Raw genomic sequence first — 21,688 nt, 5'->3', positions numbered from 1 at the left:
GGACGCCGCAATATGCGAGCGGGCTCGATACTGTGGGTGGCGTTTGATCAGGGGCAGAGCTAGGGGGTGGGGCTGGGGGAATGCTCCCACACTCGCGTCCCCCCCGAAATCACCCTTTGGGGGGAGCTACCTGGGTGCCGATCTGGTTGCGCCTACAGGCTGAGCTACCCCTTCAGGTCAACAGCGTTTCCAGGTTCTGCAGGATCGAAGCAGCGTCGTAAGGCTTGCGTACCACAGGCACATGCTTCAGATGCGCGGGGATGATCACGCTGTCGCCATAGCCGGTGGCGAACAGGAACGGAATGTTGAGCTGCGTGAGCGCTTCGGCCACGCCAATCGAAGTGCCCGCACCAAGGTTGATATCCAGCACCGCCACGTCCGGTTTTCGGCCGGCGAGCACATTCATGGCCTCGGTTTCGGAACTTGCAGTGATGACATCCTCGACCTGCGCATCGGCCAGGATCTGCTCCAGGCCCACGGCGATCACCAGCTGGTCTTCGAGGATCAGCACGCAGGCGTTGGCCAGCCGTGCGCAGTCTACCTGCGGCTGAGCCGGCGCCGTTGCAGGCACCTCGGTGTCGACATCCTCCAACAAGGTCAGGTGCCTGGCGGGAATTCTGAAGCGCCCCAGCAGGCCCTCGGGCCGGTATTCCAGCGCGCTGGTGCCGCCTAGGTCGAATGGGATGCTGCGGTCGATCAGTACCGAGCCGAAGCCGCTGCGCGTGGGCGGGCGCACGGTTGGCCCGTCGCTCTCGCACCAGGTGATGTCGCAGGCGCCGCCAGCATCGATCGCCCAGGTGACCGAAAGCTTGCCGCCTGCCCGCGACAGCGCGCCGTACTTGGCGGCGTTGGTGGCCAGCTCGTGCAGTACCAGCGCCAGTACGGAGAAAGCACGGGCATCGAGCAGCAGGTTGGGGCCGCGCAACTCGAGCGCATCGGCTGCGGTGCGGTAAGGCGAAAGCTCCGCCTCGAGCAGCGCCGAGAAACGCCCGCCACCGTCACCGCGCACCACCTGGTCGTGTGCCAGTGCCAGCGCCTGGATGCGCCCCTTCAGGGTGGCCACGTAGCCGCTGAGGGTCTGGTTTTCCGCTGTGGGGTGCGCCACCAGCGCACCGATCAGCGACAGAATGTTCTTTACCCGGTGGTTGAGCTCTTCGTTGAGCATGCGCTGGCGCACGTCCGACCGGGAACGTTCCTCGGCCAGCAGTTCGCTGTTGTGCAGCGCGACTTCGACGATCGCTGCGCGAATGGCCTCGCCAAACTGGCGGTCCTGCGCCGACCAGGGCAGCGAGTGGTGGTGCACCGTCTGCTTCCACACGGCGAAGCTCTTGCGTGGCGTCAGGCGCTCACCCAGCGGGCCGCTTTCATAGGTCTTGTTCGGGTCGCCGGCCCAATCGAGGGTCTCGATCACCTCTTTGCGGAACAGCACAAGGTAGTCTTTGGGCTGCTGCGACATCGGAATGATCAGCACCCCGGACACCTCGGTGGCATAAGCGTCGGCTGCGGGGTGGGCCATGGACAGGCAATTAGATGCCCAGGTGCAGCCTTGCGCGACACCCTCGGCAAAGCGCAGTAACCCGGGAATGGCGTGCCTGGGCGGGGTCAGCCCGGCGGCGGTCCATTGCCCTTCCAGCACCATGCCGATGCCGTCGCAGGGGATCAAGGCTTCGAAGTCTGGCAGGCGGGCGCGCAGCAGCTCGTCGATATCGGGCGTGCGGTGGGCGTCGTGCAGCAGGTTGTCGAGCACCCGCCGGGCATGCGCGGCGGCCTCGAGGGTTTGCCTGGCCTGCAGGGTCTGGATCTGCAGCGAGAAGAATTCACCGAACATTTCTGCGGCCACCCGTTGGCCCATGCTCAGGATACGCGGCGCGTAGTGGTGACAGGCGATCAGCCCCCACAGTGCGCCGTCGACGATCACCGAAATCGACATGGAAGCGCCCACACCCATGTTGGTCAGGTATTCGCAGTGGATCGGCGAAACGCTGCGCAGGTGGGCGTAGGACAGGTCGAGGGGCTCGCCAGACAGGTCCAGTACAGGCTCGATGGGGACGGTCTTGAACTTGGCATCGGAGATGATCCGCACCGGGTTGCGCAGGTACAGCGCGCGTGCCTGCTGGGGGATGTCCGAGGCCGGGAAGTACTGCCCAAGAAAACTCTCAAGGCCGCTGCGCTTGGCTTCGGCAACGACCTTGCCGGCACCGTCCGCGCCAAGCTGATAAATCATCACCCGGTCATAGCCGAGCAGGGCGCGCACACGCCGGGCAGTATCGGCAATCAGCTTTTCGCTGCGGTCAATCTCACGCAACTGGGCGATCACCGTGCGCACCAGCTCAATCGGCTCGGCGATGCTCGAACCGCAGGGCTCGAACTCGATGATGGCGGTGCCTTTGAACACATGTGCAGCCACATCGAACGCTTGGCCGCAAGCGCTTACCACACCGAACGACAACGCCGGGCGCGAGCCTTCTTTGACGCGGGCCAGGGAGTTGCGCAGGGTGTGCGCCGCTTCGGTACCGATGATCGCTTCAAGGCATTGCCCGTTTATGCCTCCCGTCACGCCCAGCATGCCCGGGGCATTCGCCGAATGGCGCAATACCAGGGTTGCCGAGGCGTTACAGGCCAGCAGGCAGCCGTGCGGCTGGATGCTGCCGGGGATCTGGATCGGCTCACGGTCACAGTTGGTCAAGTTGACGTGGGGTTGCAAAGTCATGGGTACCTGCCGGTTGATCGAAGACCGGCTGCCTGCATGACCGGCGAATTTCAGGCAAACGATATGTTCACAGTCACATTCTGCCTCGGAGTCTAGCTGGCTCGATAATCTTCGTCATCCACGTCGGAACGCCGCGCGCAAGGCTCAGTCGTCAAAGGGCCCGGCCGCCGTAAATGCGCCACCTTGCAAACGTGCGTTGGGGTCATCAGCAGCGGGCTTGGGCAGTTGTTCCATCTGCGGGCGAAAACGCTCGGCGCTGTCTTGCGGGTTGAAGCCCAGGTGCGCGGCGTAGCGGTTGTCCCACCACAGCTCGCGGTTGGCCGAAACGCCATACACCACGGTGTGGCCGACGTTTTCTGCGAGCAGCGCACGCTCCAGCAGGTGCACGAGGTCGGGGTAGCTCAGCCAGGTCGACAACATGCGCAGGTTGCGTGGTTCGGGGAATGACGAGCCGATGCGCAGGCTTACGGTTTCGATGCCATAGCGGTGGTAGTAGAAGGTCGCGAGGTCTTCGCCATACGACTTGGACAGCCCGTAGTAGCAGTCCGGGCGGCGCGGGGTGTGTGCATCCAGCTGCTGGTCCTGCGTATAGAAGCCGGTGACATGGTTGGAACTGGCGAACACCACCCGCTTGATGCCGTGTTTGCGCGCAGCCTCATAGACATGAAAGGTACCGCGGACGTTGGCGTCGAGAATTTCCTCGAAGGCCCGTTCGGTGGAGATCCCGCCCATGTGCACGATCGCATCCACGTCCTGGGCCAGCGCCAGGACTGCGGCCTTGTCGGCAAGGTTGCAACTGATCACTTCTTCATGCGCGCCGGCCGCAGGCGCCATGGCGCTGATGTCCGAGGCGCGCACCACCTGTGCATGGGTTTGCAAGGCTTCGCGCAGGATCAGCCCAAGGCCGCCGGCGGCGCCGGTCAGCAGGATGCGATTGAAGGGTTTGCTCAAGGATGTGGTCATGGCGGGCGCCTGTTGTCGAGGGTTGGTAAATGACGTGGTGCTGCCGTGGGGCAATCCGCTGACTGCCCGGGCCAGGGTTTACAGAAAGTTGTACTGGATCCCCACACGCCAGCGGGCCTGGCGGTCGTCGGTGTAGGAATTGACCTTGATGTCCCCCACCTCCATGAACGGCGCCCACTGCTTGTCGAGCTTGTACTTGATGATCAGGTTCTGTTCGTAGTCGCTCTTCTTGTTGTCGTAGCGGATGTAGTCGGTCTGGAAGTGGATGTACTGGTACTCGAACGCCCAGGGGCCTTTGGGCGTGTAGCCCAGCCAGCCTTCAAGGCGTGTGGTGTTCTGGTTGTCCTTGGCACGGTCGGGCCAGTCATGGTCGACCTGGTCGCGGTCCAGGCTGCGTGCATCCTGGCGCACGCGGCCGGCGACGTACCAGGTGTCGGAGACCTTGTAGCTGTACTTGAGGCCGAACTTGTAGGTGGTGGAGTCCTTGGAGCTGTCCATCTGGAACGCGGGCGTCAGGGTCGATTGGGCGCTGAGCTTGTAGTTGTAGTCGATGGTGAACTCGTGACCGTTGTTGACCATGTTGTCGTAGGCGACGTCTTCGCGATCGCCAGCGGTCTTGTATTTGATCTCGGCGGCGAAACCCAGGCCGCTGTCCTTCCTGTAACTGAGCTTGATCCGGTCGGAGTGGATGCTGTCGTCTTCGGTGTAGCCGTGGCGGTAGTTGATGCTGGCCGAGTCTGCGCAGGCATGGAACGACAGGCCGAGGGTACTGACAGCAACGAGCAGGCGGAGTGTGGTGTTCATGCGATCTTCTTTTGTTGTTTTTGTCGAGGTCGTTATGAGGTGAGGCGTCAGTGGCGGGTTGGTCGAGGGCAGGGCTCCAAGGCAATTTTTGCGTAAGTTATCGTACGACCTCAGGGTTGTCTACGATTTATTCAAATGTTGTCGGACGACCTTGCAGGGCAGCTTTTGAGCACAGTTCTAGAGCTGTATAGACCGTGTTGTCTATACGTGGAGGGCAGGGTACGGGCAAAAATGTGAACCGATCTGGCACCTTCTGAAAGTTTTCGAGGGGTGCTTTCCAAAAGTTGTATGATGACGTAGGATCGCTGCCAGAGCGTGACTCACCCGCCACAAATCCAATAAGAAGGCTCAGACGTCCATGATCATCACCGCCGTAAACGTCCAGGTTTTTTCCTACCCCACCCGCCGCGCCGTCGACAGCGCAGGCCATGCCCACCCAGGCGACGTGACCCAGGCCCAGATGGCCTTGCTGCGCATCCGCACCGAATGCGGCAGCGAAGGGTATGCCCTGGGCGCCCCTGAATTGATCCGCCCGTATGTGCTCGACGGTTTTGTGCGCAAAGTGCTGGTGGGCGCCAACGCCTTCGACCGCGAAAAGATCTGGCACGACCTGGCGCACTGGCAGCGCGGCAGCGCCAGCCAGTTGACCGACCGCGCCCTGGCGCTGGTCGAGCAAGCGCTGTGGGACTGGGCCGGGCGCAAGCTGAACCTGCCGGTACACAAGCTGATTGGCGGCTACCGCGACAAGGTGCCTGCCTATGGCTCGACCATGTGTGGTGATGAGCTTGCCGGCGGGCTGTCGACCCCTGAAGAGTACGGCCGCTTTGCCGAGGCCCTGGTCAAGCGCGGCTACAAGGCCATCAAGTTGCACACCTGGATGCCACCGGTCTCGTTTGCCCCCAGCGTAAGCATGGATATCAAGGCATGCGCCGCGGTACGTGAAGCCGTAGGCCCGGACATCGCACTGATGATCGACGGCTACCACTGGTACAGCCGCACCGAGGCTCTGACCATCGGCCGCGCCCTGGAGAAGCTCGACTTCGCCTGGTTCGAGGAGCCGATGATGGAGGACTCTGCAGAATCCTACGCCTGGTTGGCCGGCCAGCTGGACATCCCGGTGCTGGGCCCGGAAAGCCTGGGTGGCAAGCACCTGAGCCGGGCCAGCTGGGTGAAGCACGATGTCTGTGACATCCTGCGGGCCGGCGTCGCTGGCGTGGGTGGCATCGCACCGTGCCTGAAGGTGGCGCACATGGCCGAGTCATTCGGCATGGATTGCGAGATCCATGGCAACGGCGCGGCCAACCTGGCGGTGGTGGGTGCGATCAAGAACTGCAGCTGGTACGAACGCGGCCTGCTGCACCCCTTCCTCAACTACGACGAGGTGCCGGCCTACCTCAAGCGCCTGGTCGACCCGATGGACGAAGACGGCTTCGTGCACCTGTCCGACCTGCCGGGCCTGGGCGAGGAAATCGACTTCGACTACGTCGAAACCAACACGCTGCGCAGCTTCTGATGCGTGCATGGCGGCACGCGCCACAGCGTGCCGCCCGAGAGTCCAATAACTATAAAAAGGCAATCTCACATGAGCGTTCTCCCCAAATTCTGGGCGGGGGTCCTGGCGGCGTCGCTGGCGATGACCTCAGTGCCTGCTGTTTTGGCCAAAACACCTGCCGACCAGTTGATCGTCGGCATGAGCATGATCAACCTGCTGTCGCTCGACCCGGCCGCTGCCACCGGGCTGGACGTGTCCGAGGTCAACGCCAACCTCTATGACATGCTGCTGGTGCAGGATGCGAACAACCCCGACCAACTGGTCCCGGCGCTGGCCGAGCGCTGGCAGGTCAGCGATGACCGCAAGACCCTTACGTTCAACCTGCGCCAGGGCGTCAAGTTCCAGTCCGGCAACGCGTTGAGCGCCGAGGACGTCGCCTGGTCGCTGCAGCGCGTGCTCAAGCTCAACCTGGCCCTGGCTTCGACCTGGAAGGCTTACGGGTTCACTGCCGGCAACGTCGACCAGCACATGCGCGCGGTCGATGAACACACCTTCGTGGTCGAACTGCCGCGCCCGACCGACCCGATGCTGGTGCTCAACACCCTGGCGACCTCGCCAAGCGCCTTCATCCTCGACCGTAAGGTGGTTCAGCAACACCAGAGGGGCAATGACATGGGCGGCGCCTGGCTGACCACCCACGCGGCCGGCAGTGGCCCTTACATCCTCAATGCCTGGCGCGCCAACGACGTGATCCTGATGAGCCGCTTCGATGGCTACTGGGGCGGCCCGGCCAAGCTCAAGCGGGTGGTCATGCGCAACATGACCGAGTCGCAGTCGTTGCGCCTGATGGTCGAGCGCGGCGACCTGGACCTGGCCAAGGGCATGTCCGCGCCCGACATCGAGGCGCTGGAAAAGTCCGACCGGGTGCGTACCCAGACGGTACAGCGCGGCACCCTCTACTACGTGGCGCTGAGCGTCAAGAACAAGCCTTACGACGACGCCCGCGTGCGCCAGGCCGTCCGGTCGCTGATCGATTATCAAGGCATCGACCAGACCGTCATGCCGCACTACGGCCAGCTCAACCAGCGCCCGCTGCCGCTGGGCTTGCCGGCGCGCCTGGATGACCCGGGCTACAGGCTGAACGTGGCCGAGGCGAAAAAGCTGCTGGCCGACGCGGGTTACCCCGACGGCTTCAAAACCACCATCCGCGTGCTCACCGAGCCGCCGTTCATCAACATCGCCTCCAGCCTGCAGGCGACCCTGGCCCAAGCCGGCATCCAGGCCACCATCGTGACCGGCACCGGCAACCAGATTTACGGCGCCATGCGTGAACGCAGCTTCGACATCCTGGTCGGGCGTGGCGGTGGCGGCGCCGAACGCCACCCGCATTCCAGCCTGCGCACCCTGGTGTACAACCCCGACAACCGCGATGAAGCCAAGCTGAGCAACTTCCAGGGCTGGCGCACCTCGTTCTACAGCCCGGAGCTGAACAGCCTGATCGAACAGGCCGAAGTCGAGCCCGACAAGACCCGCCAGCAAGCCCAGTACCAGCAGATCCAGCAAACCCTGGATGCGCAGGTGGGGGCGATCTTGCCGATCTCGCAGATGACCGACACCGTGGTGCTTTACCACGATGTGCAGAACTATCAGGCCCACAGCGCGGCCACCACCCGTTACAAAGACGTCTACAAGTCGCGATGAGCGGGCCAGGGGCGTGCGCGCCCCGCACGCCACGGTGTTTGCTGAACGTTTTTTCAGGAGCCTGTAATGTTGCTTTCGACTGCCTCTGTGATGGGCACCCGTGTGTCCGCCACTGCCCGCCGCGCCAGCACGGTGCTGGTGACCTTGCTCGGCCTGCTGGCGCTGACCTTTTTCATTGGCCGGGTGATGCCGCTGGACCCGGTGCTGGCCGTGGTCGGGCCGGACGCCGACAGCTCCACCTACGACCAGGTGTACCGGGCCATGGGCCTGGACCAGCCGATCTGGGCCCAGTTCGGGCTTTACCTGAGCGACTTGCTGCACGGTGATTTCGGCAACGCGCTGCTCACCGGCCACCCGGTGCTCGAAGACATCCGGCGCGTGTTCCCGGCGACCATCGAACTGGCCACGCTGGCGATCCTGTTCGGCATCCTCATCGGCTTGCCGCTGGGCGTGGTCGCGGCCAGCAACCAGGGCCGGGTGGGCGACCATGTGGCGCGGGTCATTACCCTGTTCGGCTATTCCACACCGATTTTCTGGGTGGGCATGATGGGCCTGCTGGTGTTCTACGCCTGGCTCGGCTGGGCGGGCGGGGCAGGGCGCATCGACCTGGCCTACGACGGCATGGTGCCAGACGTCACCGGCCTGCTGCTGATCGACACGGCCCTGGCCGGTGACTGGGAAGCCTTCAGCAGCGCCGTGCGCCACATCATTCTGCCTGGGCTGATTCTCGGCCTGAACTCGGTGGCCTATATCAGCCGCATGACCCGCAGCTTCATGCTCGAGCAGTTGTCCCAGGAGTACATCATCACCGCGCGGGTCAAGGGCCTGTCGCGGCGCCAGGTGGTCTGGGGCCATGCGTTTCGCAACATCCTCGTGCAACTGCTGACGGTGGTGGCCCTGGCCTACGGCTCACTGCTCGAAGGTGCGGTGTTGATCGAAACCGTGTTCGCCTGGCCCGGCTTCGGCCAGTACCTCACCAGCAGCCTGATGCTCGGCGACATGAACGCGGTGATGGGCTGCGTGCTGGTGATCGGCCTGATCTTCGTCGCCCTCAACCTGATCAGCGATGCCCTGTACAAGGTGTTCGACCCACGGACCCGCTGAGCCCTGCGGGGTTGGCGTGAACAACTATAAAAAGAAGGACGCTCAATGAAGACACTACGTTACCCACTGCACCTGCACCTGCTGGCTGTCGCCTTGGCGCTGGCGCCGATGGCCGCGGTGCAGGCCAAGACCCCTGCCGACCAGCTGATCGTCGGCATGAGCATGGTCAACCTGTTTTCCATCGACCCGGCAAACGCCCCAGGGCTGGACGCCTCCGGGGTCAATGCCAACCTCTACGACACACTGGTCAAGCGCGACCAGGGCAACCCGGAGCAACACCTGCCGCAACTGGCCGAGCGCTGGGAAATCAGCGACGACGGCCGGCAGGTCACCTTTCACTTGCGCAGCGATGTCACGTTTCACTCCGGTAACCCGCTGACGGCAGAAGACGTCGCCTGGTCGCTGTACCGCGTGATGAAACTCAACTATGGCCTGGCCACCACCTGGAAGGCCTACGGGTACACCTCCGAGAACATCCAGGGGCTGATCCGCGCCACTGACGCGCACACCCTGGTGCTGGACTTGCCGCAACCGGCAGACCCACTGCTGCTGATCGACTCGCTGGCCACTTCGCCCAGCGCGGTGGTGGTCGACCGCCTGGCGGTGTTGAAGCACGAGAAGAACGGCGACCTCGGGGCTGCCTGGCTGGTCACCAACGAAGCCGGCAGCGGGCCTTTCACATTGGCCAAATGGACCGCCAACGACACCTTGGTGATGACCCGTTTCGATGGCTATTGGGGTGGGCCGGCGAGGATGAAACGGGTGCTGGTGCGGCACATGACCGAGTCGCAATCATTGCGCCTGATGCTCGAGCGCGGTGACCTCGACCTGGCGTACGGCATGGCCGCGCCCGACATCAAGGCCATCGAGAACGCCGCCACGCTGCAGGTGCAGCCGCTGCAACGCGGCACCCTGTATTACGTGGCAATGAGCATGAAGCAGCCCGAGTTCGCCAACCGCAAGGTACGCGAGGCGGTGCGCAACCTGATCGACTACCAGGGCATCGACCAGCAGGTAATGCCGCATTACGGCGTGCTCAACCAGCAGCCGATGCAACTGGGCCTGCAGGCCCGCCTGCCAGACCCAGGCTACAAGCTCGACGTGGCCAAGGCCAAGGCGCTGCTGAGCGAAGCCGGTTACCCGCACGGTTTCAGCACCACCATTCGCACGCTGTCCGAGCCGCCATTCATCGACATTGCCGCGCGCATGCAGGCCACCCTGGCCGAAGGCGGCATCACCGCCAACATCGTCACCGGCACCGGCAACCAGGTGTATGGCGCCATGCGCGCGCGCAACTTCGAGATGATCGTGGCCCGCGGCGCCGAGCGTTACCCGCACCCGTACTTCAGCCTGCGCACCTTTGCCTACAACCCGGACAACAGCGACAACGCCGGCCTGCCTAACTTCCAGGGCTGGCGGGCGTCGTTCTTCGACCAGCAGCTCAACGCGCTGATCGACCGGGCCGGGGTCGAGCGCGACGCAGCCGCGCGGCTGAACCTGTACCACCAGGCGCAGCAGCGCTACGACGAACAGGCCGGGCCGATCATGATGATCTCGCAGATGACCGACACCGCCGTCAGCGCACGGGATGTCCGCGGTTTTACCGGTGATGACGCCGAAGCGACCCGCTACCTGGGCGTCTACAAGCAACGTTGAACCTTTCACTTCGAGAGCATGCCGATGATTGCCAACATTTCTTCTACCGGTTCAAGCGCCAAGCCGCAGGCCGACCGGTCGCCTGCTTCAAGCGTCGATGCACTGTACAAAAGCAGCCTACGGGTGCTGCGCCACCTGTTGCGCAACCCCATGACCCTGGCCGGCCTGCTGGTGGCCTTGCTGCTGGTGGTGGTAGCCGCCTTTGCGCCGTGGATCGCCACCCACGACCCGGTCGTGCAAAACCTTGCCAACGCCTTGCAGGCACCCGGTGCCGCGCATTGGTTCGGCACCGATGAATACGGCCGCGACATCTTCAGCCGGCTGGTCCATGGCTCACGCATCACCCTCTACATCATTACCCTGGTGACCGTCATCGTCGGCCCGATCGGGTTGTTCATCGGCACGGTGTCCGGCTACTACGGTGGCCTTGTCGACAGCGTGTTCATGCGCATCACCGACATCTTCATCTCGTTCCCCAGCCTGGTCCTGGCGCTGGCGTTCATCGCCGCACTGGGCCCTGGCCTCGAGCATGCGGTAGTGGCCATTGCACTGACTTCATGGCCACCGATCGCACGCCTGGCGCGGGCCGAAACGCTGTCGCTGCGCAAGGCCGACTTCGTCGTGGCGGTCGAGCTGCAGGGCGCCTCGTCGACACGGATCATCCTGCGCCACATCGTGCCGATGTGCCTGTCGTCGGTGATCATCCGCCTGACGATGAACATGGCCGGCATCATCCTCACCGCCGCGGCCTTGGGCTTTCTCGGCCTGGGCGCGCAGGCGCCGCTGCCGGAATGGGGCGCGATGATCTCCACCGGCCGGCGCTACATGCTCGAATGCTGGTGGCTGGTCGCCGTGCCGGGTGCGGCCATCATGCTGGTGAGCCTGGCGTTCAACCTGCTGGGCGATGGCCTGCGGGACATTCTCGATCCACGTAGCGAATAACTGGAGGTTACATGTCGACGCTCAAACTCAATGTCGATTCGCTCAACGTGCGCTTCGTCAATGGCAAGAAAGAAATGCACGCGGTGCGCGATGTGTCGTTCACCCTGGGCCGCGAGAAACTTGCCATCGTGGGTGAGTCGGGCTCGGGCAAGTCCACGGTCGGGCGCAGCCTGCTCAAGTTGCACCCGGCCAGCACGCAGATCACCGCCAAGGCCCTGGAGTTCGGTGATGTCGATTTGCTCAGCGCCAGCGAAAAGGCCATGCAGAAGATCCGCGGCCAACGGATTTCGATGATCATGCAAGACCCCAAGTACTCGCTCAACCCGGTGGTCAAGGTCGGCGAGCAGATCGCCGAGGCCTACCTTGCGCACCACAAGGCCAGCCGCAGTGAGGCCCGCGAGCGGGTACTGCTGATGTTGGAAAAGGTGCATATCCGCGACCCGAAGCGCGTCTACAACCTGTACCCGCATGAAGTCAGCGGCGGCATGGGTCAGCGCATCATGATCGCCATGATGGTGATCACCAACCCGGAGGTGATCATCGCCGACGAACCGACCTCGGCGCTCGACGTGTCGGTGCGCCAGCAGGTGCTCAACGTGCTCGAAGAGCTGGTGGTCGAGCAGCAGATGGGGCTGATTTTTGTCAGCCACGACCTCAACCTGGTGCGCAACTACTGCGACCGGGTGCTGGTGATGTACGCCGGGCGCGTGGTCGAGTCGCTTGCCGCCTGCGACCTGCAGTACGCCGAACACCCGTATACCCGTGGCCTGCTGGCAGCCTTGCCAAGCATGGACAACCGCCGCCCGCGCTTGCCGGTGTTGCAACGCGACCCGCTCTGGCTCACCTGCTGAGGTAACTGACGATGTCCATGATCCAAGCACACGCGCTGAACCTGAGTTTCGGCGTTGGCCCTGCGCTCAACCAGGTGTTGCACGATGTCGACCTGACGGTTGAAGACGGCGAATCGTTCGGCCTGGTGGGGGAGTCAGGGTCCGGCAAGACCACCGTGCTGCGTTGCCTGGCCGGGCAGTACCGGCACTGGAGCGGGGCGCTGAGCATTGCCGGCGTGGCGCTGCAGCACAAGCCGCCCAAGGAGCACTTTCGCAAGGTGCAGATGGTCTTCCAGGACCCGTATGGCTCGTTGCACCCGCGGCACACCATCGACACCGCTTTGCGCGAGCCGCTGACCATCCATGGCATGGGCGAGCGCGACGACCGGATAAACGACATTCTGGTAAAGGTCGGCCTCAACGACAGTTTCCGCTACCGCTACCCGCACCAGTTGTCTGGCGGCCAGCGCCAGCGCGTGGCGATTGCCCGGGCGCTGATACTGCAGCCACGGGTGTTGTTGCTCGACGAGCCGACTTCGGCCCTTGACGTATCGGTGCAGGCAGAAATTCTCAACCTGCTGGCGGACCTGCGCCAGCGCGAGAAGCTGACCTACCTGATGGTGACCCACGACCTGGGCGTGGTCAGCCACCTGTGCGACAAGGTTGCGGTGATGCAGCAGGGGCGGATCGTCGAACGCCTGGACAGCCAGGCGCTCAGCCAGGACCTGGCCAGCCACGCGTACACCCGCATGCTGGTGCAGGCCAGCCGCGATTTCAGTGCTCAGGCTGCTTCGGCCTGAGTGAACTTGGGGCTGCTTTGCAGCCCATCGCCGGCAAGCCAGCTCCTACAGGGACCGTGTCGCTCAGGGCTGGCACGCTCACTGTGGGAGCCGGCTTGCCGGCGAATGGGCCGCAAAGCGGCCCGGCTCTGGTTAAAACAAGGAAGAGAAAGACATGCACAGAACACTGCTGGCCACCCTGACCATGAGCATTTGCCTTCCGCTGTGGGCACTCGAAGCCCCCAGCAAAGTCCTGGTCCCGACGTTGGCCTACGACGACCAACAGATCATCCTGGTCTGGGAAAAGCCTGCCCACCACGCCGACATCATCGATTACCACGTCTACGCCAACGGCCAGTTGCTCGGGTCCAGCAATGCCAACAATGGCCAGGTATCCCCAGCCAAGCCGCACATCGACCGCTTCTACCAGCAGGACACGCGCAACTTTCACCACCGCATCGCCATCCACAGCTTCACTGCACTGGGCCTCAAGCCCGACAACGAATACCGCTTCACCGTGCGTTCGGTTGGCCGTGACGGCAAGGAGTCAGCCGATAGCCCGGTAGTCGTGCAGCGCACCACCGCCGTGCCGGCGCTGTTCGATGTGCGCAGGTTCGGCGCCAAGGGCGACGGTCATACCCTCGACACCGCCGCTATTCAACGCGCCATCGATGCCTGCACGCCCGGTTGCAAAGTGCTGCTGCCCAAGGGCATCTACAACAGCGGCGCGCTCTACCTCAAGAGCAACATGACCCTGGAGATCGGCGAAGACGCGACCCTGCTGGGGTCAGGGCGTGCCGAGGATTACCCCCGCGATGGCTACATCCAGTACCCGTACTCGACCACCGTGCGCCCGGCTTCGCTGATCAACGCCTTGCCGCGTGACCCGCGCAAACACCAGGCATTCGAGAACATCCGCATCGTCGGCAAGGGCACAATTGACGGCAATGGCTGGAAGCGTAACCCGGACCTGATCGATGAACATGGCCAGGCCTTGCCGGTCTACCGGGCCAGCGACAACACGCGGTACATGCACGACGGCGTGCTGGCCAAGGCCCAGGTCGAGCGCGCGGTGGCCGAAGGCATGAACGTCAAGGACGCCTACGGCCAGATGCGTTCTTCACTGATTACCCTGCGCGAGGTGAAGAATGTCTTCTACGGTGGCTTCACCGTGCTCAACCCGGCGTACCACGGCATCATGAACCTGGAAACCGAAAACGTGGTGCTGGCCAACACCACGCACAAGACCTACGACGCCAACAACGGGGACGGCATCGAATTCGCCAACAGCCGCGGCGCGATGGTGTTCAACAATTTCTTTGACACCGGCGATGACTGCGTCAACTTCGCCGCCGGTACCGGCGCCCAGGCCGTGAAGCAGAAGCCCCAGCAAGACGCCTGGATCTTCAACAACTACTTCGCCAAAGGCCACGGCATGGTCGTTGCGGGCAGCCACACCGGTGCATGGATCCAGAACATCCTGGCCGAGGACAATGTGTCCGATGGCACCGATGCCGGCCTGCGCATGAAAAGCACCAACTTCATGGGCGGCGGGGCGCGCAACGTGATTTTCCGCGATTCGGCGCTGCGCAACACGGTTAAACAGGCGTTCATCTTTACCCTCGATTACAACGACCCCAACGCCATACTGGATTACGAAAAGTCGACCATCGCCGGGCAGTTCCGAGACGTGCAGGTCAGCGACGTGACGGTAGAAAACGCCCAGCTGGCTGCCATCGAGGTCAAGGGCGACAGCCAGCACGGGGCTTTTCACCACCACCTGGCGTTCGAGCGTGTGCGGTTCAGCGGGCCGGCCGTGGCGCGGATCGATGGCCTGAAGGATTCGCGGTTCGACGCGGTGCAGTTCTCTGACACCAACGCCAGCAACCCCTGGCAGGTGAGCGGCAGTACCGGCCTGGCGTTCCACAATGTGGTGCCGGCACCCCAAGCCAAGTAGGCGTTATTCGCTGTAGAAGGCTTGACGCTGCTGCGCCTCGCGCAGGCGCATGCGGCTGTTGCTCAAATGCAGGAACATCGCCGCGCGCGCTGCATCGACCTGGCGGCTGGCGATCGCGTCATAGATCTGCTGATGTTCGGCGTTGATCCCCGCCAGGTAGGTGCTGCGGTTGCTTTGCCCCGTGTAGGCGGAGTTCATCCGGGTGCGCGGGATCAGCTTGGTGCCCAGGTGCTTCATGATGTCGATCAGGTAGGGGTTGGCAGCGGCCTTGGCGATTTTCAGGTGGAACTGAAAGTCGGCATTGATGGTGCTGCCGGACTTTTCCGGGCCTTGCAGCAGCTCCTGCAGGGCTTGCTCAAGCTCTGCCAGGGCCTGCGGTGTGGCGCGTTCGGCAGCCATACCCGCGGCCTGCACTTCCAGGCTGATACGAAAATCCAGCAGGTCGAGGACATCGGACAGCAGGGCGATGGTCGCCGGCCCGACGTTGAAGCCTTCGGGTGCCGGCATGTCGAGCACGAAGGTGCCGACACCGTGCTGGGTCTCGACCAGGCCCGCTGCCTGCATCCGCGACATGGCTTCGCGCACCACGGCCCGGCTGACGCTTTCGGCGGCCATGATCTGCGCTTCGGTGGGGAGTTTGTCACCGCGCTTGAGGGTGCCTTCGCGGATGCGCTGGGCAAAGCGCTCGACCAGCGCTTCGGCGAGGCGGCGAGGTTTGATTGGGGCAGTAGAGGTAACGTTGGACATCGTCTTGCTCTAGTGTGATCAGCGGGCATTATAGTGCTTTCATGCGCAAGCCTGCGGGTATAATCGCGCATCGTTTTGTTTGAATGGATCAAGTGAATGGAGCGCGACACCCCCGACCGACGCCTCAGCCTGGCCCAGCAACTGGTGCTCGACCTGTCGCGCAGGATTCTGGCTGGCGAGCTGCCTGCCGGCAGCAAGCTGCCCACTGAACAAGCGTTCACCGAAGCCCGCGGCGTCAGCCGTACCGTGGTGCGCGAAGCCATGTCGCGGCTGCAGGCAGAGGGCCTGGTAGAGACGCGCCGTGGCATTGGTACCTTCGTGGTGGACACCACCCGGCCGGGTGATTTTCAGGACGGTCAAGGCGAGAAGGGCACCGCCCACGACGCCGTGGCCCGCATCGAGCTGCGCCTGAGCCTGGAAGTGGAGGGTGCCGCGCTGGCGGCGCAACGTGCTACGCCCAGCCAGTTGCTTGCCCTGCGCAAAGCGCTGGATCAGGCCAACGCCGTGGGGCCGTTGCACAAGGACAGCAACCGCATCGAATTCGAGTTCCACCTGCAAATCGCCCTGTGCACTGGCAACAGCTTCTTCATCGATGCCATGACGCATGTCGGCAACACCCAAATCGAAGGCGTTCAACCCACCGTCGACCCGCAACAACGCATGCGCCAGGCACGTGAGCGCGAGCAGATCTGCGCCGCGCTGGAGCGGGGCGACGCCGAGGTGGCGCGTGCGGCGATGCGCCTGCACCTGACCAATTGCCTGCACAGCGCGCAGTGCACGGCGCAGGCAACGGCCGGGTGAGGTTACCTCAGGCCTGGGGCATGACGGCCCGGCAGAACTGGGCGATGGCTGCACAGGCGCTGGCCAGCGAATCATCGTCCAGCGCGTAGGCAATGCGCAGGTACGGGCCGAGCCCGAAGGCACTGCCATGAACCACCGCCACATCGGCTTCGTCGAGCAGCGCCAGGGCCACATCCTCATCGCTGGCCAGGTAGCGGCCGCCGGGTGAGGTCTTGCCGATCAGCCCGGCACAATTGGCAAACGCATAGAACGCACCGGCCGGTGGTTCGCAGTGCAGGCCGGGGGTTGCGCCGAGGGCCTCGACCATCAGGTTGCGCCGCCGCTGAAATACTGCGCGCGAAGTGTGAAGGAAATCCTTGGGGCCTTGCAGTGCAGCCAGCGCCGCTTGCTGTGAAACCGAACAGGCGCCGGAGGTCTGTTGCCCCTGTAGTTTTTCCATGGCTGCCAGCAGCCAGCGCGGGCCGGTCGCGAAGCCGATGCGCCACCCCGTCATGGCATAGGCCTTGGATACCCCGTTCATGGTCAGGGTACGGCCGGCAAGGCGCGGCTCTACCTGGGCCAAGGTGTGAAAGCGCTGATTATCGAAGATCAGGTGCTCATAAATGTCGTCGGCCAGCACCAGCACATCGGGGTTCGCCAGCAACACCTCTGCCAGTGCCTGTAGCGCTTCACGGCTGTACACAGCGCCGGTCGGGTTGCTTGGCGAGTTGAGGATCAGCCAGCGGGTGCGCGGGGTGATCGCCTCGACAAGCGCCTGGGCCGTGAGCTTGAAGCCGCTGCGGGCATCGCAGGTTACGATCACGCTGCGCGCACCGCAGAGCTGGACCATCTCCGGGTAGCTGACCCAGAAAGGCGCCGGCACGATCACCTCGTCACCCTCATTGAGGGTGGCTGCCAGGGCGTTGTAGATCACCTGCTTGCCGCCGCTGCACACCAGGGTGTCCTGCCACTCTACCGGCAAGCCGTTCTCCTCACGGAATTTTGCCGCCACCGCTTCGCGCAAGGCACGGCTGCCGGCCACTTGGGTGTAGCGGGTATGCCCTTGGTCGATGGCCTGCCTGGCCGCCTCACGGATCGGCGCGGGGGTGTCGAAGTCCGGCTCGCCCGCGCACAGGGAGATGATCTTCGCCCCTTCGGCGCGGCGCTGGGCGACGCGGTCGATGATCGCGTAGGTGGCGGAGGGGCGGGCGCTGGCCAGGCGCGTGTTCAGGCGCTGAAGGTTGCCATTGCCGGTCATTGCGCTTCTCGCCACTGGGTCAGCTGCATGAGCTCCAGCGTGGTCGTGCCTTGTTCGATGGCGTGCATCATCAACGCCTCCTTGTCAGCACGCGCCTGGCCCTCGGCGAGGGTGCGCGCGGCATCGGCTTTGGGCACGATGACCACCCCATCGTCGTCGGCCACCACCAGGTCGCCCTGGGCAACCGCTGCGCCGGCGAAATTGAACGGTTGGCCCAGCGAGCCCAGGCTGGCCTTGACCGTGCCCTTGACCGAGATGGCGCGGGCGAACACCGGGAAGCCGCGACGCCGCAGCGCGGCAATATCGCGCACACCGCCATCGATCACCAGGCCAATGACACCGGCGGCTTCGGCGGCAACGGTGAGCACCTCGCCCCAGTAACCGGCGATGAAGTTGCCGGTGCCGACCACCAGCACGCTGCCGCGTGGGACGCGCTCCAGGGCCAGGTGCAGCGCGAGGTTGTCACCTGGCGAGCACTGCAGCGGGTACGCCGGGCCGGCGATGAAGGCGCCTGCCCATACCGGGCGGATGTCGCTGTCTACCGCACAGGGCAGGTGCGAGGCCTCGAACAGGGTGGACGTGCCCAGCAGGCGGGCACGCTCGGCGAAGTCGGCGGGAAATGGCAGGTCGGAATGGTTCATGCTCATCAGGCTTTACTCTGCAGTGTGTGGTAACCCAGGGCTTCACGCGCTTGCCTGAGCGATCTGCCCTGGCTGATCTGCGTACGGATCTGCGCCTCCACCGCTTCGATACGGCGGGCGGTTGCGGCAACTTCGCGGGCGCGCTCACGCGGCACCACCACCACGCCATTGGCGTCGGCGACGATGATGTCGCGGGCGCAGACGCGGGCAGTGCCGATCGACACCGGCTGGTTGATCGCCTGCACCTGCACGCGGTCTTTGCCGGTGCGCATGAAGCGGCCCTTGCTGAAAATCGGGTAGCCGTCGCCCAGGGCCTTGGTTACATCACGGCACACACCGTCGATCACCGTCGCGGCAATACCCTGTTGCCCGGCGTACTGGGTCATGATGTCGCCCCACACCGTGCAGTCGGTACGGCCCTGGTTGTCGATCACCACCACATCGCCCGGGGCGACATCGTCGATGAAGTCGCCAACGGTGCCTGGCGGGGTGCTGGCCGACACGTATTGCACGGTGTAGGCCGGGCCGACCAGCACTGTGTCGTAGTTGGCCAGTGGCATCACGCCCAGGCACTGGCCGGGCAGGCCCAGCTTGTCCAGTGCGTCCGAAACACCGGGCGTGTCCAGGCCTGCGAACAGCGCCACCAGGTCTTTATCGAGGTCGCTCATCAAGGCTGCTCCGTGTTGATGGCTTCGAACTGGCTGTCGTGCATCACCTCAGCCACCGAGCGGCCGGCGCGTACGGCGTCGACCATGCCAGCCTGGCGGCGATCGATGCGCTCGGCCAGGTCCAGCACCTTGGCGATCTGCGCCTGGGCGATGAAGACGGTGCCGCAGGTGTCGGCGATCACGTAGTCATCCTGCGCGACCGCTACCCCGGCCACCTGCACGGGGCAGGCGGCAGCTACCTGAATCACGCGGTTACGCGCGCTGATCATGGTCACGCCGCGGCCATACAGCGGGTAGCCGATCGCGGCGCTGCCGTCGATGTCGCGGCTGCAGCCATCGATGATGCTGCCGCGCACGTTTTTTGCGCGGGCCGCATTGGCCAGGATGTCGCCCCAGCAGGAAACGCCTTCCAGCCCGCCGGCAATGACCAGCACACGGTCAGCCGTGGTGATGGCCTCGACCACCGGGGTGATCAAGTGCGCGGTGGGTGCGCTGTCGGCCTTGGCCGCCAGCTGCACGGTGCTGGCGCGGCCGACCACCTTGGGGCACGGCCACAACGGGCGCAGGCCGAAGGTGGCGCCGGGCAGCCCGAGAAAGTCCAGGGCGTCGGACACGGTATTGGTGTCCAGTGCGGCCAGGCGGTCGAGCACGCTGTCTTCGCTCATGGGTGAACCTCTGTGGTGAAGGAGGCCTGAGTGTCCGACAGCGCATATGATAGGTATATTCCTTATCAAGGATGCTTGACATATGCCCAACCTATGGAACCGCCATGATCAATTTCCGCCTCATCCGCCACCTCTGGCTGTTTCTCGCGGTGGCCGAGGAACGCAACTTCGGCCGCGCAGCCAAGCGCCTGGGCATGACCCAGCCACCGTTGACCGAGCAGATCCAGATTCTCGAGCAGGCGCTCAAGGTCAAGCTGTTCGAGCGCTCCCGGCGCGGCGCGAGCCTGACCCCGGTAGGCGCGGCCATTCTGCCCGCAGTGCGCAAATTCGCCGACCAGCTCGAACGGCTGGAGTTGGCGGTGGAGGAGGCGGTGGCCGGGCACCAGGGCATGCTGACCATCGGCGCCATCTCGTCGGCCATGTTCGATGTACTGCCCGGGGTGATCGAGCGGTTCAAGCACGATCATCCGCAGGTGACGGTGTCGGTGCGTGAAATCGACAGCGTCGAGGCGGTACCCGCGCTGGAGGCAGGCGATATCGACCTGGCGTTCGCCCGGCTCGATGGCGACCTGGGCAAGGGCCTGGAGTGGCGCCCGTTGACTGAAGAGCGGCTGATGGTCGCCTTGCCGACCGAGCACCCCCTCGCCAAGCGCAGCCGCATCGACCTGGCGAGCCTGGGCAGTGAGCCGCTGGTGATGTTCGCCCGCAAGGTCAGCCCGCTGTACTTCGACAACCTGATCGCGACCTGCCGTGCGCATGGTTATTCGCCCCGGGTACTGCACGAGGTGCGCTCGGTGGCTTCGCAAATCGCCTTCGTCAGCTGCGGGCAGGGTATTGCCCTGGTGCCCGCTGCCATGAAAAAGCTTGCGCCGGCCAATGTGGTGATGCGGCCGCTGTCGCAGAAGGTCAGCGTGGTGACCACCACCTATGCCTGGAATACCGCACGGGGCAACCCGTTGGTGGAGGCGTTGGTGGCGCAGTTGGGGGCGGGCAGTCGATAGGTTTGGCGTATGGAAAAGATTGTCGATGAGGAATTTACAGATGGCCGATGACCGTCGAGAGTGAGCGCCCCAACCCAGCAGGAGCTCACCCGTGCCCGACTCGCAATCTTATCGCCAGTGCGTGCTGCCTTTGACGATCGAAGGGGTCAACCTTGAGCTAGCCACTGCGTATCGCCAAGGGCAGGGCGCGCCGATCCTGTTCCTGCATGGTTTCGGCTCGACCAAGGAAGATTACGCCGGCCTGACGCGACAGCCAGCGTTCGCTGGCCGTGGGTTCATTGCGTATGACGCGCCGGGGTGCGGTGAAAGCCGTTGCAGCGACCTGTCGCGGATCGACGTTGCGCTGTTGCTGGCGACCGCGCTCAAGGTACTCGACCACTTTGCCGTCGAGCGCTTTCACCTGGTGGGGCACTCGATGGGCGGCCTGACAGCGCTGCTGCTCGCCGACCACTGCCCCGAGCGCGTGATCAGCTTCGTCGACATCGAAGGCAACATCGCCCCGGAGGATTGCTTCCTCAGCCGCCAGATCTTCGACTACCCGGCTGAGCAACCCGGTGCATTCTTCGATGCCTTCATCGAGCGCACCCGCCACAGCAGCGACCAGGCCAGTGCGCTGTACGCTGCCAGCCTGCCGTACAAGGTGCGGGCCGAGGCGGTAAGGGGCATTTTCACCTCGATGGTACGGCTGTCCGACCAAGGCGAGCTGATGGCCCGGTTTCTCGGCCTGCCGTGCCCGCGCCTGTTCATGTACGGCGAGCAGAACAGCCACCTGTCTTACCTCGCGGATATCCAGGCCAAGGGCGTCGAACTGGCCAGCATCCCTGGGTGCGGGCACTTCCCGATGTATTCCAACCCCATCGAAATGTGGCGCCGGATCGCGGATTTTCACGCCCGGCATTGCGCCTGAACGGTCACTGGCGCCTGGGCACCTTAGCCATGCCGGGCAGGCATAACTGATAGACGCCCGGCAGGCCTTCCGCGAAAACGGCG

19 protein-coding genes are annotated in these 21,688 nt (G+C 64.2%); 11 read left to right on the top strand and 8 right to left on the bottom strand.

All coding sequences use genetic code 11. The features are described from left to right. Window positions 1-172: 172 nt before the first annotated feature. From ABEH27_RS10040 to ABEH27_RS10030, 3 genes are all read right to left on the bottom strand, one after another. A complete protein-coding gene (locus ABEH27_RS10040) occupies window positions 173-2,710 on the bottom strand; it encodes an HWE histidine kinase domain-containing protein (RefSeq protein WP_346613431.1) in 2,538 nt (845 codons plus the stop codon). 144 nt (window positions 2,711-2,854) lie between these two features. Continuing rightward, window positions 2,855-3,673 (bottom strand): NAD(P)-dependent oxidoreductase, encoded by an 819-nt coding sequence (locus tag ABEH27_RS10035; protein WP_346613430.1) that lies wholly within the window; start codon window positions 3,671-3,673, stop codon window positions 2,855-2,857. A gap of 78 nt (window positions 3,674-3,751) precedes the next feature. Then, window positions 3,752-4,477 carry an oligogalacturonate-specific porin KdgM family protein gene (locus ABEH27_RS10030; protein WP_346613429.1) on the bottom strand — a complete coding sequence of 242 codons (726 nt, stop codon included), beginning with the start codon at window positions 4,475-4,477 and terminating at the stop codon, window positions 3,752-3,754. 358 nt (window positions 4,478-4,835) lie between these two features. Between ABEH27_RS10030 and ABEH27_RS10025 the strand changes: the two genes are divergently transcribed. From ABEH27_RS10025 to ABEH27_RS09990, 8 genes are all read left to right on the top strand, one after another. After that, window positions 4,836-5,990, top strand: a complete 1,155-nt coding sequence (locus ABEH27_RS10025; protein WP_346613428.1) for a mandelate racemase family protein — start codon at window positions 4,836-4,838, stop codon at window positions 5,988-5,990. 69 nt (window positions 5,991-6,059) lie between these two features. Beyond that, the gene (locus tag ABEH27_RS10020) at window positions 6,060-7,670 is read left to right on the top strand and encodes an ABC transporter substrate-binding protein (protein WP_346613427.1); all 1,611 of its coding nucleotides are present in this window, start codon (window positions 6,060-6,062) and stop codon (window positions 7,668-7,670) included. Window positions 7,671-7,736: 66 nt separating this feature from the next. Then, window positions 7,737-8,774, top strand: coding sequence for an ABC transporter permease (locus tag ABEH27_RS10015; protein ID WP_346613426.1), 1,038 nt, complete (start codon window positions 7,737-7,739; stop codon window positions 8,772-8,774). Between the two features lie 45 nt (window positions 8,775-8,819). Beyond that, window positions 8,820-10,430, top strand: coding sequence for an ABC transporter substrate-binding protein (locus tag ABEH27_RS10010; RefSeq protein WP_346613425.1), 1,611 nt, complete (start codon window positions 8,820-8,822; stop codon window positions 10,428-10,430). A gap of 24 nt (window positions 10,431-10,454) precedes the next feature. Next, on the top strand, window positions 10,455-11,372 hold the full coding sequence (locus ABEH27_RS10005) for an ABC transporter permease (protein ID WP_346613424.1): 918 nt from the start codon (window positions 10,455-10,457) through the stop codon (window positions 11,370-11,372). A gap of 11 nt (window positions 11,373-11,383) precedes the next feature. Beyond that, complete coding sequence (locus ABEH27_RS10000; protein ID WP_346613423.1) at window positions 11,384-12,223, top strand: ABC transporter ATP-binding protein; 840 nt, start codon at window positions 11,384-11,386, stop codon at window positions 12,221-12,223. Between the two features lie 11 nt (window positions 12,224-12,234). Continuing rightward, the gene (locus ABEH27_RS09995; protein ID WP_346613422.1) at window positions 12,235-13,002 is read left to right on the top strand and encodes an ABC transporter ATP-binding protein; all 768 of its coding nucleotides are present in this window, start codon (window positions 12,235-12,237) and stop codon (window positions 13,000-13,002) included. A 154-nt stretch (window positions 13,003-13,156) separates the two neighbouring features. Continuing rightward, a complete protein-coding gene (locus tag ABEH27_RS09990) occupies window positions 13,157-14,938 on the top strand; it encodes a glycoside hydrolase family 28 protein (protein WP_346613421.1) in 1,782 nt (593 codons plus the stop codon). Between the two features lie 3 nt (window positions 14,939-14,941). On the opposite strand, the gene ABEH27_RS09985 is transcribed toward ABEH27_RS09990, so the two are convergent. Next, window positions 14,942-15,685: a FadR/GntR family transcriptional regulator gene (locus ABEH27_RS09985; RefSeq protein ID WP_346613420.1), complete on the bottom strand. Its 744-nt coding sequence runs from the start codon at window positions 15,683-15,685 to the stop codon at window positions 14,942-14,944. A gap of 96 nt (window positions 15,686-15,781) precedes the next feature. On the opposite strand from ABEH27_RS09985, the gene ABEH27_RS09980 reads away from it, so the two are divergent. Continuing rightward, window positions 15,782-16,486, top strand: a complete 705-nt coding sequence (locus tag ABEH27_RS09980) for a FadR/GntR family transcriptional regulator (RefSeq protein WP_346613419.1) — start codon at window positions 15,782-15,784, stop codon at window positions 16,484-16,486. Between the two features lie 7 nt (window positions 16,487-16,493). Here the strand turns inward: ABEH27_RS09980 and ABEH27_RS09975 are convergent, their stop codons facing one another. From ABEH27_RS09975 to ABEH27_RS09960, 4 genes are read right to left on the bottom strand one after another with little or no spacing between them, the layout of a single operon-like run. After that, window positions 16,494-17,723, bottom strand: a complete 1,230-nt coding sequence (locus ABEH27_RS09975) for a pyridoxal phosphate-dependent aminotransferase (protein ID WP_346613418.1) — start codon at window positions 17,721-17,723, stop codon at window positions 16,494-16,496. Then, window positions 17,720-18,370 carry a dimethylmenaquinone methyltransferase gene (locus tag ABEH27_RS09970; protein WP_346613417.1) on the bottom strand — a complete coding sequence of 217 codons (651 nt, stop codon included), beginning with the start codon at window positions 18,368-18,370 and terminating at the stop codon, window positions 17,720-17,722. Before ABEH27_RS09970 ends, ABEH27_RS09975 begins: the two co-directional genes overlap by 4 nt. Continuing rightward, window positions 18,370-19,032: an RraA family protein gene (locus ABEH27_RS09965; RefSeq protein ID WP_346613416.1), complete on the bottom strand. Its 663-nt coding sequence runs from the start codon at window positions 19,030-19,032 to the stop codon at window positions 18,370-18,372. Before ABEH27_RS09965 ends, ABEH27_RS09970 begins: the two co-directional genes overlap by 1 nt. Further along, window positions 19,032-19,697: an RraA family protein gene (locus ABEH27_RS09960; RefSeq protein ID WP_346613415.1), complete on the bottom strand. Its 666-nt coding sequence runs from the start codon at window positions 19,695-19,697 to the stop codon at window positions 19,032-19,034. Before ABEH27_RS09960 ends, ABEH27_RS09965 begins: the two co-directional genes overlap by 1 nt. A 104-nt stretch (window positions 19,698-19,801) precedes the next feature. On the opposite strand from ABEH27_RS09960, the gene ABEH27_RS09955 reads away from it, so the two are divergent. Both ABEH27_RS09955 and ABEH27_RS09950 read left to right on the top strand, forming a co-directional pair. Further along, complete coding sequence (locus ABEH27_RS09955) at window positions 19,802-20,698, top strand: LysR substrate-binding domain-containing protein (protein ID WP_346613414.1); 897 nt, start codon at window positions 19,802-19,804, stop codon at window positions 20,696-20,698. Between the two features lie 91 nt (window positions 20,699-20,789). Then, complete coding sequence (locus ABEH27_RS09950; RefSeq protein ID WP_346613413.1) at window positions 20,790-21,605, top strand: alpha/beta hydrolase; 816 nt, start codon at window positions 20,790-20,792, stop codon at window positions 21,603-21,605. Window positions 21,606-21,688 lie beyond the last annotated feature (83 nt).

The sequence above is a fragment of the Pseudomonas sp. P39-UII1 genome (assembly GCF_039672635.1).
GTDB lineage: Bacteria > Pseudomonadota > Gammaproteobacteria > Pseudomonadales > Pseudomonadaceae > Aquipseudomonas.
The sequence above is the reverse complement of the archived record's forward strand: the minus strand, read 5'-3'. Positions and strand labels throughout refer to the sequence as shown.